The 13,264-nt window shown below is 56.5% G+C and carries 15 protein-coding genes and 2 pseudogenes; 13 read left to right on the forward strand and 4 right to left on the reverse strand.

The features are described 5' to 3' along the window. The first annotated feature begins 221 nt into the window (after positions 1 to 221). From QTL96_RS26985 to QTL96_RS26995, 3 genes are all read left to right on the forward strand, one after another. On the forward strand, positions 222 to 584 hold the full coding sequence (locus tag QTL96_RS26985; RefSeq protein WP_354669158.1) for a DUF982 domain-containing protein: 363 nt from the start codon (positions 222 to 224) through the stop codon (positions 582 to 584). A 22-nt stretch (positions 585 to 606) separates the two neighbouring features. Beyond that, positions 607 to 1,647, forward strand: coding sequence for a non-homologous end-joining DNA ligase (ligD, locus tag QTL96_RS26990; RefSeq protein ID WP_289729873.1), 1,041 nt, complete (start codon positions 607 to 609; stop codon positions 1,645 to 1,647). A gap of 102 nt (positions 1,648 to 1,749) precedes the next feature. After that, on the forward strand, positions 1,750 to 2,223 hold the full coding sequence (locus QTL96_RS26995; RefSeq protein WP_289729874.1) for a hypothetical protein: 474 nt from the start codon (positions 1,750 to 1,752) through the stop codon (positions 2,221 to 2,223). Positions 2,224 to 2,654: 431 nt separating this feature from the next. Here the strand turns inward: QTL96_RS26995 and QTL96_RS27000 are convergent, their stop codons facing one another. Next, positions 2,655 to 2,783, reverse strand: coding sequence for a hypothetical protein (locus tag QTL96_RS27000; RefSeq protein ID WP_289729875.1), 129 nt, complete (start codon positions 2,781 to 2,783; stop codon positions 2,655 to 2,657). A gap of 505 nt (positions 2,784 to 3,288) precedes the next feature. Between QTL96_RS27000 and QTL96_RS27005 the strand changes: the two genes are divergently transcribed. The 6 genes and pseudogenes from QTL96_RS27005 to QTL96_RS27030 all read left to right on the forward strand — a co-directional run bounded on the left by QTL96_RS27005 (position 3,289) and on the right by QTL96_RS27030 (position 8,729). Next, positions 3,289 to 3,576: a PRC-barrel domain-containing protein gene (locus QTL96_RS27005; RefSeq protein ID WP_289729876.1), complete on the forward strand. Its 288-nt coding sequence runs from the start codon at positions 3,289 to 3,291 to the stop codon at positions 3,574 to 3,576. A gap of 2,148 nt (positions 3,577 to 5,724) precedes the next feature. Then, complete coding sequence (locus tag QTL96_RS27010) at positions 5,725 to 6,483, forward strand: prolyl oligopeptidase family serine peptidase (RefSeq protein ID WP_289729877.1); 759 nt, start codon at positions 5,725 to 5,727, stop codon at positions 6,481 to 6,483. Positions 6,484 to 6,501: 18 nt separating this feature from the next. After that, a complete protein-coding gene (locus QTL96_RS27015; protein WP_289729878.1) occupies positions 6,502 to 6,747 on the forward strand; it encodes a hypothetical protein in 246 nt (81 codons plus the stop codon). A 188-nt stretch (positions 6,748 to 6,935) separates the two neighbouring features. Continuing rightward, a complete protein-coding gene (locus tag QTL96_RS27020) occupies positions 6,936 to 7,457 on the forward strand; it encodes a DUF992 domain-containing protein (RefSeq protein ID WP_289729879.1) in 522 nt (173 codons plus the stop codon). Positions 7,458 to 7,779: 322 nt separating this feature from the next. Beyond that, positions 7,780 to 8,154, forward strand: a complete 375-nt coding sequence (locus QTL96_RS27025) for a VOC family protein (protein ID WP_289729880.1) — start codon at positions 7,780 to 7,782, stop codon at positions 8,152 to 8,154. A gap of 90 nt (positions 8,155 to 8,244) precedes the next feature. Further along, positions 8,245 to 8,729 (forward strand): annotated as a pseudogene (locus QTL96_RS27030) (NUDIX domain-containing protein). Here the strand turns inward: QTL96_RS27030 and QTL96_RS27035 are convergent. Further along, positions 8,708 to 9,052, reverse strand: a complete 345-nt coding sequence (locus tag QTL96_RS27035; RefSeq protein ID WP_289729881.1) for a hypothetical protein — start codon at positions 9,050 to 9,052, stop codon at positions 8,708 to 8,710. The pseudogene QTL96_RS27030 and the gene QTL96_RS27035 sit on opposite strands and share 22 nt — an antisense overlap. A 240-nt stretch (positions 9,053 to 9,292) precedes the next feature. Here QTL96_RS27035 and QTL96_RS27040 point away from each other — a divergent pair, with 240 nt between their 5' ends. The 3 genes from QTL96_RS27040 to QTL96_RS27050 all read left to right on the forward strand — a co-directional run bounded on the left by QTL96_RS27040 (position 9,293) and on the right by QTL96_RS27050 (position 11,143). Then, on the forward strand, positions 9,293 to 9,712 hold the full coding sequence (locus QTL96_RS27040; protein ID WP_289729882.1) for a DUF2177 family protein: 420 nt from the start codon (positions 9,293 to 9,295) through the stop codon (positions 9,710 to 9,712). Between the two features lie 106 nt (positions 9,713 to 9,818). Next, positions 9,819 to 10,493 carry a sigma-70 family RNA polymerase sigma factor gene (locus tag QTL96_RS27045; protein ID WP_354669148.1) on the forward strand — a complete coding sequence of 225 codons (675 nt, stop codon included), beginning with the start codon at positions 9,819 to 9,821 and terminating at the stop codon, positions 10,491 to 10,493. Next, positions 10,490 to 11,143, forward strand: a complete 654-nt coding sequence (locus tag QTL96_RS27050; RefSeq protein ID WP_289729883.1) for a ChrR family anti-sigma-E factor — start codon at positions 10,490 to 10,492, stop codon at positions 11,141 to 11,143. Before QTL96_RS27045 ends, QTL96_RS27050 begins: the two co-directional genes overlap by 4 nt. Positions 11,144 to 11,200: 57 nt before the next feature. Here QTL96_RS27050 and QTL96_RS27055 read toward each other — a convergent pair whose 3' ends face one another. Both QTL96_RS27055 and QTL96_RS27060 read right to left on the reverse strand, forming a co-directional pair. Then, positions 11,201 to 11,545 (reverse strand): hypothetical protein, encoded by a 345-nt coding sequence (locus tag QTL96_RS27055; RefSeq protein WP_289729884.1) that lies wholly within the window; start codon positions 11,543 to 11,545, stop codon positions 11,201 to 11,203. 169 nt (positions 11,546 to 11,714) lie between these two features. After that, positions 11,715 to 12,464: pseudogene (locus QTL96_RS27060) on the reverse strand (transposase); the annotation flags it as partial. A gap of 292 nt (positions 12,465 to 12,756) precedes the next feature. Between QTL96_RS27060 and QTL96_RS27065 the strand changes: the two are divergent. Then, on the forward strand, positions 12,757 to 13,098 hold the full coding sequence (locus QTL96_RS27065; protein WP_289729885.1) for a hypothetical protein: 342 nt from the start codon (positions 12,757 to 12,759) through the stop codon (positions 13,096 to 13,098). Positions 13,099 to 13,264: the final 166 nt, after the last annotated feature.

The raw sequence follows: 13,264 nt of genomic DNA on the forward strand, positions 1-13,264 counted from the left end.
AGAAATGTTGCCGAAAACGAATGAACGCCGAAATTCCCCGCGCAAGGAGAGACCGAGCGCTTGGCTGAAAGTGGGGGCGTGGCCCGAAATCTACCACCGCAGTCGAGAGCTGAAGTTTTCGTAACCCGCTGATCTGACTCGGAACGAATCACTTCGCCGTCAGTTGACTCGCATGCAAAGTCAGAGAGGTTAGGCGTCATGCAAGGTATGCCCTCACACCGATCCAACCGCTCGAAGTTGAAATCAACGCTCCCGGCCAGTATGCGTCCGCCGAGGCTGTCGAAGAGATGATCAAATTCCTCACATCACAGTGGCCCGACAAGTCGAAACCTGCATTCCATAGTGCGCTTGCGCGTTCGATTGACGCGATGGTGTTCGCCATCGATCCTCAAGCGGCACGTGCCGCCTTCGTAGTCGTAGCTCATGCGGTTGGTATGCACGTGCTCCCCGACGACTTCGATGAGATGAGGAAAGCAAGCTGGAAAAAAAGAAACCCCGCTGCAGGCCGCAGCGGGGTCGAAGGAGGTCATCTCAAGCACATGAAGCCTACCACCATCATCGCTCACGACAATCTACCAAATTAGAAATTACTGATGTAATCCACAGATGGTTGATCGTCCCAAAACAAAGCCGCTTCTCTCCGATGACAGACGGATACGCGGCCCTGTAAGCAAGCGCCGCGACCCATCGCAACCCAACCTGCTTCTTGATCCGATGCCGTATCGCGTGGAACCCGCGCTGGCATTGCTCAAGGCTAAGCCTCCCGGCGATCAACGATACCGCGCTGAGGTGAAGATCGACGGCTACCGCCTAACCATTCACATCGAGCCGAAAGGCGTCCGCATTGTCACGCGGGGAGGGCATGATTGGACCGAACGGTTTCCCGCCATCGCGGATGAGGCTCGTCAGCTAGGTGTCGCGAGTGCTATCCTCGACGGAGAAGCGGCGGTGCTGGGTGAGCAAGGTCGATCGGATTTCGGAGCGCTTCAGCGGTCACTCGGTGGGCGAGGGGGAAAGCTCGCATCTTCAGGCTCGATCTTCATCGCATTTGACGTGCTCTACCTCGACGGCCACGACCTTCAGAAAATGGAGTTGTCGAGCCGGCGGCATCTGCTCGAACAGCTGATCGCCGATCGCGACGGGGCTATCCGGTTCTCCCAGGAAATCGAGGGCGATGGCGGAGCTATTTTCCGAGCGGCCTGCGAACATGGCCTCGAGGGCGTCATCTTCAAAGATTCGGACAGCGCCTACAGATCGGGACGGACTGCCGACTGGATCAAGGTGAAATGCATCGCTTCGGAGAGCTTCTTCGTTGTCGGCTACGAAAAGTCATCGACCGCTCGTGGTGGTTTGGGAAGCTTGCTACTTGCGGGCCGCAAGGGCGACGGACTTCAATATGTTGGCTCCGTCGGGACGGGTTTCAAATACAACGACGCGGTTCAACTGCGCGCGGCTCTGGACAAGCTCGCGACCAAGCGGCCTGCGGTCGAATACAACGGCCGTCGCAAGGACATTGTATGGGCCAAGCCGACTTTGATCGCGGAGATCGAGTATCGCGCCTGGACGGACGACGGCAAGCTCCGGCACGCGTCCTACAAGGGGCTGCGGGATGTGCAGGACAATGCCTCTGTTTTCAAGATTGACTAAGCGAAGCCCCCGCGAGGACCAGTATCTGAGTTCGTCGAAGTCCCTGTAGAAGCTGAACCCAAGAGCTCTTTCGAGCGTTATCGAACAATTAGGGAGAGCACAATGCACAAGCGCGAAGAAATGACGTCGGGTTCCGATATCGGTTCATTGAATGAGGAGCTCCAAAACGCTCAGAGTTTAGACGCCGAACCTGTTGGCCACCCGACCGGAACGTTTGACGAGACATCCCAGGAGATCGGCGACGAGGTAGAGGAGAACGCTCCCCTGGACTACGTTTCCGCGAACGTGGAGCTGCGTCTTCGCTACAGCGACACACAGGTCGAACTCGAAATTTTGCGGGACCGCCTCGCGCGCATCAAAGACGATGTCGCGCAAATCGTACAGGCTCGCGTGGAGTGGGCGGACGCAAGTGCACACGCGCAGCTTGGTAACTACCCCTGGGCGAAGTTGGTGGGGGCCATGGCCGCGAGCTTCGTAGCCACGAAAGCGCTACGCGCCCTTCCACTCGCGGCGGCGGGGTCGGCTGTGTTGCCGCTGGTCATTTCCGCTTTGCAACGCAAGGCAGTGCCAAGGTAATCGGTAGTGGGGATGAAGAGGCGGCTGTCTGTCTTTTCGAAGGCCTCTCTCCCGAACTCGATTAATAGGGCGTGCAAGGGCTTCTGACGAGGCCGTAGGTCTTCCGCAAGCATCTCGGCATCTCCGCTAGATGAACGCAGGATGAACAAATTTCTGAGCTACGCGTTTCTTCCAGGCAAGAGGAAGTGCGATATGTTTCAAGCCAACGTACCAAGCATCGTCAGCCCCTTATCCGGCCTCGCTGGAGCAGCCGCTACACTCTCATCCGCTTTGGCGTATGCTATCGAGCTGAGCGATGCCAGGATCACGGTCGTCGATGATTGCGGAGTGATCGTGTTGGAGGGAGAAGCTCCTTCGAATTGCCTCGCTCAAATCTCCGACATCGCTGCAAGCGTGGTCGGCTCGAGGTACTGCAGTCTGATCAGACCGATCTAGGCCTTCGGAGTTGCCGTTTCTGTCGGATGTGGCAACACCAAGTTGCGACCGAAGGGGTTGATGGCGACCAGAACGGCGAGCACTGTGGCGAGCGCGGTTATCATGAGCAGCGGCGATTTCGTCACGATTGAAACTCCGGTTTCCGTTACGGTCTGATGGTGGGCTCCCTAACGGCAGATATGTCCCTTATTCGTTCCTAAGCGTCTCCTGCCGTGCTTGTTGTCATCGAAATTTGGCGTACGAGTGGGGCACGGTTCTAAAGAGGTGATTAGGAAGAGAACATCAGCAGACATGGTGAATTTTCAGTTCGTAAACGCGGCCGCGCTGGCATAGTTCACGTAGGCAATCAACATAGGCTGGAAATCCCACTCGCGACGTCCATCTGATGGGTGAGGGTGGGAGATTCCCAACGAAAGCGCCGGAGCTCCGAGCGCCGTGTGCGCTAAAAACTGCATCGATCCATCATGCTTCGCGTTTCCATCAGACGTCGGTTGAACGTCGTCAAAGTGGCGTCTCGCCATAACCGAACCCCGGACCTTTGAGCCACGGTTATTATGGATTGATGAGGACATCGGGGAACAAACGGCGTTGGATACGATTGATAGTGCGTAACAGACCAAGGAGATCGTTATGGACCACACCAACCACGTCCGTCTTACCGCTGCCGAACTCACCGCTGAAAATCTCGAAGGGGCAACTGTCTACGGTGCGGACGACCACAAGGTCGGCTCTGTCGATCATGTTCATGGCAACAACAGCGTAGTGATCGACGTGGGCGGCTTCCTTGGCATCGGCGCTAAGCCCGTCGCCGTCCCGTTCTCAGACCTGGATTGGATGCGGGACGAAAGTGGCGACGTGCACGCCGTGACCGCTTGGACCAAGGATCAGCTCAAGGCGATGCCTGAGCACAAAGACTAAGGTCTCCCTTAGGCAATCGCTTAGAGGATGATAACAACGTGGCTCGGCATCTGTCGGGCCACGTTTTGCATTTTGGGCAGGCGATCCTTTTCGGAGGAAGCTTACCCATCGGGGCCGCGACCACAAATTCTTCAAGAGCTAGTAGCGGTGGTCGACGCGACTCTCGGTAACGCTGACTGTCGTGCGCTGACCGCCTACCGTTAGCGTCCTATCAGGGCAACGTATCGCACTGCCGCCGTTAGTGAACTCACGACACGCCAACCTGGCGGGAGGGGTGATGTGGAGCCGCGCATCACGCTTGCCAAGCGGTTGGTACGCTTGCGGACAGCGACCTATGTCGTTCTGGGGCGTTTACCTCCAAGGAGGATGTCTCGATGGATCAAGACTTATCCAAAAGGCGAGCGTCGATGAGCCAGGCTCAAAGGGTCGAAGCTCGCGACAGAACAGATGAGGTAGCGCGCATGACGATCGAGGAAGAGCGCCGCCGCCGAAGCGCCAAAACGGAGCGACTGCGCGAAGCACGAATGCGAGCCGAAAAACATCCACCACACGATACTTGAAGCCGCAGAGCCGAGCGCTAAATCACGCCTCGAATTGTTTCCGACGACCTTCATGGAGGTCAGGAGGTCGTTGTCGAGGCATGAGAAGGTCGGGCTTAGAAATTGGCCCGACCTTTTTCTCCAAGACCGAGCGCTTCCAAGGCTGCTCCACCTCCCGCTGAAGGGGGCGGCTAACCCGAACCTGGGTATGGCCATCAGGTCATTTATTGACCCCAGATTTTCCGGAGATACGGAGCTGGCACCGATCATCACAATCGGCTGCATTCATGCGGTCGCATCCAAGACCCGTTCGCCGTCGAAGGGTTCGGATCGGAATGGACGCGCATAGCGCTTGACGACTGCGGTTCTGTCCATTTCCTCGATGAGATCGCAGGCCTTGCATGCGGCGATGATGAGGTTGCCCCGCACGTGCCTTAGGATTAGGTCCTGGTCGGCAGAATCCGTGCTGGTTTTGTTAGTGAAATCATCTGAAGCGGACGCCTCTCAGTGCTTTGAAATTTCTTCCTAATCACCTCTTTAGAACCGTGCCCCACTCGTACGCCAAATTTCGATGACAACAGCACTGGAGGAGACGCTTAGGAACGAATAAGGGACATATCTGCCGTTAGGGAAAATGAAAACCCGGTTGTTGCGCAGAGGATTGCGATTGTACACAGAGCCACGAACCTGAACCTGGTGATCTCTGAGCTAAGAGAGCGTATCCGGCATCTGGAAGGACCGCCAAGTCGAAGTGGGCTTGTGACGCTGAGTGTCGAATTTATCCAAGACTCGGGGGAGAATTTCTCTCGGTCCTCGGCCTATCATACCACATCTGCGCCCGTAACACGTCGTGCTCGCGTCCGCACCTGGGAACCAGGTTGACATGTCAACGTTGAAAAAGGTGTCAGAGCTCAAGACTGAGAGAAAGCATGTCCGCCGATCGCCCAAGCTTACGCATGGCCCTTTTGCTTCATCATTTAACGACAGAAGAATATCGGGCTCTTCCAGCGAAAGTAGGTCGAAAAACCGTGAACGAAGGGATTTACGCAGGGCTTCTTGAAGCTGACAGCGCTTCACTGCGCCCGAAGTGTCGGCTCACCCGGGCAGGAAAGGAGTACCGAATCTCACATCCCTATCCCTTTTATTGATTTTCGCACAGGGACCCGGTTCGTCCCGCCTGGTGCGACATCTTTTCCGTCTATTCAGGCGAAACGGAGGTGAGTCATCAGATTGAGGCGGACCTGGGGGATGCCGGATTATCTAACGCGCGTAAGCGACCCTTTTCGGGATCCCGAACCTAGGGTTCAAGAAAATGCGGCGGCGCTGCATCTTTTTCCAAGCATGGACGTTGACCTCGCGCAATCAAGGAAACATCCATGACCGAGAGTTCCGCACAAGGCCTTCCACAAGGCAAGCACTGGTACGGTGAAGCAGCCACAGCTTTTCCGCGCGATTACTTGATAAACGAGCGACAGCGACGGGAAGCTATCGCCGATCGGGAACGCATAGCGCGACTGCAGGCTCAGGATCAGGGACGTCAACTCTAGTCGTATGGGCTGGGCCCCGACGTCTCGGTTGACGTTATCGTTTCGCATAGATTGAGAACCGCATGGCGAGCAGCATATCGAAATCGACGTGCCAAGTTGCGGTCGCACTCACAATCGCGTTGGGCTGTGCAAATGCCAACGCGGAGGAGGCGGTCGGGCAACAGGATACCACGTCTCGCCCCGGGTCCGCGGCTAGCTCGGGCGTTCAGGTAAAACGACCGGCCGTCAGGCCTACGCATCTAGTCATCTTTCTCCATGGCTTGCGCGGCTCTGGCTCTGTGATGGCACCGTTTGGGACCTCTTGGAAGAAAGTTCTGGCAGGGACGAAATTCGTCTCGCCCGATGCTCCATTCCGCAATCGCGGGGGCGGGCGAGAGTGGTTTGATGTCGGTGACCAGGTCTTGCGCCCCGACCGCATTGCGGGCGCTCGGCGAGCTTTCGACGATTTGGTCCGGGATATCGTCGAACGAGAGGGTTTCGAGAACGACCTCGATAAGGTGGCTTTTGTCGGTGTGTCGCAAGGCGCAATCATGGGGCTCGATGCTGTCGCGTCCGGTCGGTGGAAGGTAGGCGCGATCGTCAGTTTCGCCGGGCTTCTCGCACTTCCGCCGAAGGCGTCTGCGAACGCAACCCCCGTACTTCTACTGCATGGGGGCGCGGATCGAAGAATTCCGGCGACGGCGTCGGTCGCCGCGGCGAACCAGCTGAAATCCGCTGGTTTCGATGTGACCGTGGAAGTCGTTCCAGGCGTGGGTCACACAATATCGTCTGAGGAGGCCTCCAGAGCCCTCCACTTCCTAGCGAAACACTTTGAGCCGTAGAGAAACACGAGGTCAAACATGAACTTGAAGCACACGAATGTTGTCAACACCACGCCTGGCACTGTCACGGTAGAATTCTACGGTGAGGGAAATGAACTCATCACAGTTCGCATGGGAGCGGATCACGACCTTGATGATGGACGTTCCATTCTTCACGCCAAGGCGATGATGGTCCAGCTCACGGCGTTCGATGATAGCGCCCAGGCCGACGCTGTTGCCGGCGAGGGCGATAGTATCGGAACCATTCTTGAGAATGAAGAATGAAGAGTAATCCACAGGACAATTATGCGATTTGCAGTGTCGAGCATCGTAACCTTAGCCCGTTTTGGATGTGCATCGCTTGAGTTGCAAAGAAATTTGTCACTCTGCGACTATGTTGAAAAAGCGACGCGCTATTTGAACAAATAGGCCAGGATGGCGTTTCTTGTGCGGACTCAACAAAGGACCTGGAAATGAAAACCGCGATCCTAATCACCACAGCAGCTTCGCTCACCCTTGTGTCGCAAGTAAACGCGGCATCAATGCACAAACAGGCCAAGCATTCCAACCAGCACATTACCGCGACCGAGCCGAAAGAGCGACTGGGGACGCTTTCATGTGAAGTCGCAGGCGGGGTAGGAATGATCATCGGATCGAGCAAAGCCGTCACTTGCAGCTTCAAGCAACGTACGGGCAAGATCGAGCGCTACACCGGGACGATCGGAAAGCTCGGCGTCGACGTCGGCATCACAGGCAAATCATACTTAAGCTGGATCGTCGTCAACACAGCGCCGACGCGAGTGGGCGATGGAGCGCTGGCTGGAACATATGTGGGTGCATCCGCTGGAGCATCTGTCGGCGTGGGCTTGGGCGCAAACGCGCTTGTGGGCGGCAACTCCAAAAACTACGCGCTGCAGCCGTTGAGCGGCGAAGCCAACACTGGTCTTAATGTGGCGGCAGGCGTGTCTCGTCTCAAGCTCACCGCCACCCGTTGATCTTTACGAGCAGGTGGGGAGACCAAGCTCCGCCTGTTCGATTTTGGATCTAGTGAACGAAGTAATGCGCCTAAAAGATTCTACTGGTGCGTCGGGTGATCGCAGTAGACAGATAGAAACCGTCGCACAAGAAGAGCATTGACGAACCGTATCGCCCGCGCTGCCCGCCGGTGCGACCTCCCCACCCTTCAACAAGGAAGCCAGAAACACTCCGGGCCCCCGACACTGCGCTTAAGCCGTTGACTCGCAGTATCGCGTTTTCTTTGGGGGTGGTCGATTGATTGACGTCGAGTTAGGCTGGTCATCTAACCGGAGACGACAGATGTTCACCCACGTGATGATTGGCAGCAACGACCTCGAGCTCGCGAGACGTTTTTACAATGCGACGTTCGTCGCCTTGGGAGGCAACCCTGGCGAAATGGATACGAGAGGCAGACTTGTTTATCTCCACAACGGCAGCCGCTTGATGGTCACGACGCCAATAGATGGGAAGCCAGCGACGGCGGCCAACGGTGGAACCATCGGCATCGCCGCCCATACGCCAGAGCAGGTATCTGCCTGGTATGCCGCTGGCGCCGCAAATGGCGGGACACCGATCGAGAGCCCGCCTTCGGAGCGGCCAAACGGGTCGTTCGTCGCCTATCTTCGCGATCCCGACGGGAACAAACTGAGTGCGCGCACTCTTCCGTCAGCGTGATTAGGCGACGAGACAGCCGTCGCTCACGCCTTACAGCCCGAGTACCCGATCTTCACCGAAGCAAAACATCGGACAACCAACGGTATCGTCATGAACGTCTGTAGAGCCGGCCTCTTTCTGTTTCGACGGACGTCCGACAAGGTCGAGCTTCTCCTCATCCATCTTGGCGGCCCGTTCTGGCCGGAGAAGGACAAGGGCACATGGTCGATTGGAAGGGATTGGTCGATATGGGCGAGAGCGACTTTGGCGCGGCGGTGTGTGAAGCGCGCGAGGAGCTGGGCGTTGACGTCTATCGAGTGCTCCCGGCGCTAGGATGGTATCGACAGACCCAGTGGAAAGACTGTTGTCGCATCAGGTGTCGAAGCCGATCCACTGCTCAACGTGGACGACATCGAGAGTGCGACTTTCACAATGGATGACCGCCGAGGTCCGGAGAGCATAAGAGCTTTCCCGAGGTAGCTCGTGCAGGCTGGTTCTCCATGAAAAATGCCAGCGGCAAGGTGCTCCAGAGCCAGCGCATATGGGATAGCTATCACAACCAATGCCTCGCGCATCACCTTAGGGAAATCTCATAGACACGATCGAATTGCAGCCGATCATCATCGCCAACGAAGTCGTGATGATAGGGCAGCTCGTTTGTCGAAGCGCCGAGTTGCGCACCCAAATGCCCGCCAACGAGAACGACACGCCGCCAGTAGTGTGGTGGATTATGCCATGAACCTTTTACCGGCGGCAGGGCGGCTTCAATCAGGTGTGTCCTGCAGTTTTCACCATTCCGATGATACATCTTATTGCCTCGGCGAGTCATCCTTGTGGCAGAAAGTGTCCGTTTTTGATCTGTTTCGCGAAGACGTCGTAAGACTTGTGAAGCGGCGGAGACGGCGCGATTCATCTTCATAGCGGGCAAGGCTCATTTCGCACTTAGGTGCCGGCGGTTGTCATAATATCGAAAACGCCCGGTACACGGGAAGAAAGGGAACGTGACAAAGTTGTTGTTCATCAAGGGAGGGGCCGTGGCCAGCTCTTGGCGCATCACTAGTCGTAACGCGAACCTAAGCTAAAAGTTTAATCTCACGCTCCGACCGCGTGGGCTCGAAGTGTATGGGCGGAGCTTAAAAAATCTAACTGGAGGTAACCGTTGAAGATTTATCTGACCGCTTATACCGCAACGCTAATCGCTTTCGTAGTAATTGATTTTGTCTGGCTGAGTATCATGGCTGACCGTCTATATCGACCGACCCTCGGCGACATGCTGGCGCCGCAGTTCCGTCTCGCTCCGGCAGTAATGTTCTATGTGATCTACGCCGCCGGGCTAACATTCCTTGCTGTCAGGACAGGGGTGATGTCAGGATCGATAGCGACAGCAGTCATCCACGGAGCTGTGGTCGGTTTCATGGCTTATGCCACCTATGACCTGACCAACCAGAGCACAATGAAAATCTGGTCGACTACCTTGACTGTTGCGGACCTTATTTGGGGAACCGTCCTGTCAGCGGCAGCATCAGGCGTCGGCTTTTGGGTCACGGAGCGAATCTTTGGCTCCGTTGCTCGCCTCTAACAGCCTAAAGCATCAGGCGAGGGGGCGATCAAGGACTGAGAGAAGACCTCTAGACAATTTTCGAGGTCGATTTGATCCAGCCGAATGCTGATGCGTAGGTTAGGCCATGAATATGCAAATGCTGCGCCGATACGCATTACATCGAGACGCCCGCGTCGAGGCAACGACGTGGACGACGCCGCGCGGGGCTCGAAAGGTCGATAAGTTGGAGGAAGAAGGCGTTAGCTTAGGTGCCGAACGGATCAGTCTCTTGATGTCCGCAGTGGCAGAGTCGCGCGATACTGTCGCGTTCGAACTACTATATCGGCACTTTTTTCCCCGTGTACGGTCTTACATGGTGAAGATGACAAAAGGAAACCGGATACTAGCAGAGGAATTGGCGCAGGAGACGATGGTGCGCGTGTGGCACAAGGCGGCGCTTTTCGACCCGTCGAAGGCGCAGGCGTCAACCTGGATATTCACGATCGCCAGAAACCAGATGATCGACTCGGTACGGAAAGGTTTGAAAACTGACTTCGATCCGAATGATCCAGCTTTTGTGCCAGGTGAATTTGAGCCCGCCGATCTCCTAATAGAGCGACAGCAAAGCGCTGCTGCGCTGGGACAGGCAATGGGAAGTCTTAAGGAGAAATATGCGGAAGTCTTACGCATGTCGTTTTTCGAGGGCCTCCCCCATTCGAAGATCGCGGAAAGACTGAATCTTCCCATTGGTACGGTGAAATCAAGGATAAGACTTGCATGCGAGAAACTGCGCACGGCCCTTCAGGACAAAGCCAAGTGATCAAACATCATCTTGATGACGATATGCTCCAGCAATACGCCGCCGGCACCCTGGGTGAAGGCTGGAGCGTTGCCGTGGCGACGCACCTCGCCTTGTGCCCGGCATGCAGATCCAAGCTGTCGGTTCTGGAGAGCATCGGCGGATATTTCATCGAGAGCGAAACTACTGACGAAGCCGATGTGTCGCAGAGCTGGGAGAGCCTCAAAGCGAAAATCGATGCGAGCCAGATCAACAGGGCTGTGTCCATTGAAAAGCGGACGAACCCGGACCTGACTTTCCCGGAGCCCCTAAAGACTTACATCCACGAAGCCGGCGGCCTCAAATGGCGCAAGCTCGGACGCGGCGCTGCCCAGATGATCATACCCACCGGCGACGAAACGACGACATTGCGATTACTTAAAATCCCCGCCGGCCAACCGGTCCCGGAGCACTCCCATCGTGGGCTTGAACTGACGTTGGTTCTCGATGGTAGCTTCAGTGACGAAGTATCATCATTTGCTCGAGGCGATATCGAGATGGCTGACGATAGCTTGATGCATCAGCCCAAGGCCGATGTCGGTAAAGACTGTATTTGTCTTGCCGTGACCGAGGCACCGCTCCGTTTCAAGAGCAGGTTTATGCGGTTTATACAACCAGCGCTTGGCATCTGACGGCATCGTCAATCGCGAACGCAGGCATAGCCTAGCTGACTGGGCCAACTAAGACTCTTAATCGCCCGGCTGTTTCGCGGTGAGCGCGCGATCTTCCCAATCCGCATACCAGTCAGCGTACGGAGTGTTGCGGGCTAGGTAGCGATTGTAGTCGGGAGCACCATCGTCCCACCAGGGACTTCCCCGCTCGCCGAGCGCGACTTTCGCATCGTCTACTCGCTTACGGGCCTCCGCCAGATCGCAACTGCCAGCTTTTGCATCGCGAACAGACCGACGCGCCGCCATCAGCTCGGCCACTAGGCGATCGTGGGTATCTTGATCGAGTGCAGGATTGCACTGCCGCCAAAGGCGGCCGCGAACTACGAAGTATCGGTTATCGGGCGTCGTAGGGTACTCTGGCAATCCGAATTCCTATATTAACTCACTACGAGCGACTGTTTACCAAGTTAGTGTCGACACGGTGACCGCTGTTGTCGAGTCTGTTGTAACCGCATTCAGCCCCATTTTCGGCGCTCAGCTTCCACGATTGTGCGGAGTGACAGGTGACGCGCACCTTCTCCTTGTGGTCTTAGCCGATTTCAAACCCGTCTGAACACCAACGCAGATTGGATTGCTCGACGGCGGCGCGGCCATCGTGGCGACGGGTGTCAATGGCTCCAGTATGGCGTTCGAGAAGCAGGCCATGCACCTTCATCACTCGATAAACGCGTTTGACGTTCGGCCATGAGCGGCTTACGTTACAGGCTTTACGGCGTAAGAGCGCAAAAACCCGGCGGCATCCATAGGTTGGCATCTCAGAGATGATCGCTTTGATTTCGTCGACGAGATCATCATCCGCGAACGGCGGCCGACCACTGGCTTTGGAAGGACGCTGTCCCACTCGCTCCGCCATGTTTGACCGGGCAACACCAAAAGTCTCGCACACGGCCGTCATCGGGAACTTACCTTCGGCAATGACAGCGAGCGCAACAGGTATTTTTTTGGACCGGTGGCGATCTCAAGCGCCTCTTTGAGAATCTCGCCTTCCACCATCTTCTTGCCGAGCAGACGCTGTAGTTCTTTGACCTGGTTCTGAAGGGCGCGATATTCGGATGCCGGGACGACCTCCTCGTGCGATGCCGTCGCCGTAAGCGCACCTTGCGCCGCCACTTTACGCCAGGCGAACAACTCGTTCGGCTGAATGCCATGCCGTCGAGCAACGATGCTGACCGTGACGTCAGGCTCGTTGGTCTCCTGGACTATCGCGAGCTTCTGCTGCCGACCAGCGACCCCGGCGCTCAGGGCCGGACAGCACTTCTATCTTACGTATGTGACTGGTCATAATGGGCACATTGCTCCTAACACTTAACAAGTGGTAGATCGTGTCCGGGGATTGGGGGGCCACTACAGGGACACCTCGAACCCTCAGTCCCCATGCGGGTCGCCGAAGAGCTTTGATGCGCCAGCGCTTTTACCGGCGCCCGCAAGCGGGCTCCGTCGTGTTGAGTTTCAAATCAGGCCGATATCAATACCGCCCAAAACGCGCTTTCTAAACTAAGTAACTTGGAACAAGTCGGGCCTACCGAGGTTCCCTACCGCAACCCCAAAAAGAGTCACATATATAGGAGAACCCAATGCGCATGAAACTCGCAGCAGCCTCGATCCTTGCACTAGGCCTCATGACCTCGGCATCTTACGCACAGTCCAACCCTACACCGAACAACATGGCGGGTGACAAGACTGCCGGTGAAGACGCCGGCGGCGGTGCAAACGGCGACATCCAGAACCGTACGGGCACGAATGAACCCGTCGTGGTAGACCCGAGTGCCACAAACAGCACGAAGGGCAACACGAATTCGACCGGGACCGTCGATCGCAGCAAATGCACCGACCGCGCGGCACCCGGCGCTGTCGATACACAGGGCGGCAACAGTGGTGCGTCCGTGAGCGATGCTTGCCCCGACAATAGCCAGTAAACTACTGAATGGGGGCGCGCTGCTTCGCGCCCCCAACACAAGGACACGATCCCAATCGGTCAACAGAGAACCTGAGAAAATAGCGTTTCAAGGGAACAGTTCCATTGGCGGCAACTACATCAGTGCAAGACATTCGAAGTCCTCCATCATCTGGTGTGGTCCGATA

Origin of the sequence: Rhizobium sp. S163, assembly GCF_030380805.1 — a bacterium.
GTDB lineage: Bacteria > Pseudomonadota > Alphaproteobacteria > Rhizobiales > Rhizobiaceae > Rhizobium.

What these genes read in the sequence shown, in the direction of transcription:
- ligD (WP_289729873.1), top strand. Translation starts at nt 607, where the DNA reads ATGGTTGATCGTCCCAAAACAAAGCCGCTTCTCTCCGATGACAGACGG.
- QTL96_RS26995 (WP_289729874.1), top strand. Translation starts at nt 1,750, where the DNA reads ATGCACAAGCGCGAAGAAATGACGTCGGGTTCCGATATCGGTTCATTG.
- QTL96_RS27005 (WP_289729876.1), top strand. Translation starts at nt 3,289, where the DNA reads ATGGACCACACCAACCACGTCCGTCTTACCGCTGCCGAACTCACCGCT.
- QTL96_RS27010 (WP_289729877.1), top strand. Translation starts at nt 5,725, where the DNA reads ATGGCGAGCAGCATATCGAAATCGACGTGCCAAGTTGCGGTCGCACTC.
- QTL96_RS27015 (WP_289729878.1), top strand. Translation starts at nt 6,502, where the DNA reads ATGAACTTGAAGCACACGAATGTTGTCAACACCACGCCTGGCACTGTC.
- QTL96_RS27020 (WP_289729879.1), top strand. Translation starts at nt 6,936, where the DNA reads ATGAAAACCGCGATCCTAATCACCACAGCAGCTTCGCTCACCCTTGTG.
- QTL96_RS27025 (WP_289729880.1), top strand. Translation starts at nt 7,780, where the DNA reads ATGTTCACCCACGTGATGATTGGCAGCAACGACCTCGAGCTCGCGAGA.
- QTL96_RS27035 (WP_289729881.1), bottom strand. Translation starts at nt 9,052, where the DNA reads ATGAAGATGAATCGCGCCGTCTCCGCCGCTTCACAAGTCTTACGACGT.
- QTL96_RS27045 (WP_354669148.1), top strand. Translation starts at nt 9,819, where the DNA reads ATGAATATGCAAATGCTGCGCCGATACGCATTACATCGAGACGCCCGC.
- QTL96_RS27065 (WP_289729885.1), top strand. Translation starts at nt 12,757, where the DNA reads ATGCGCATGAAACTCGCAGCAGCCTCGATCCTTGCACTAGGCCTCATG.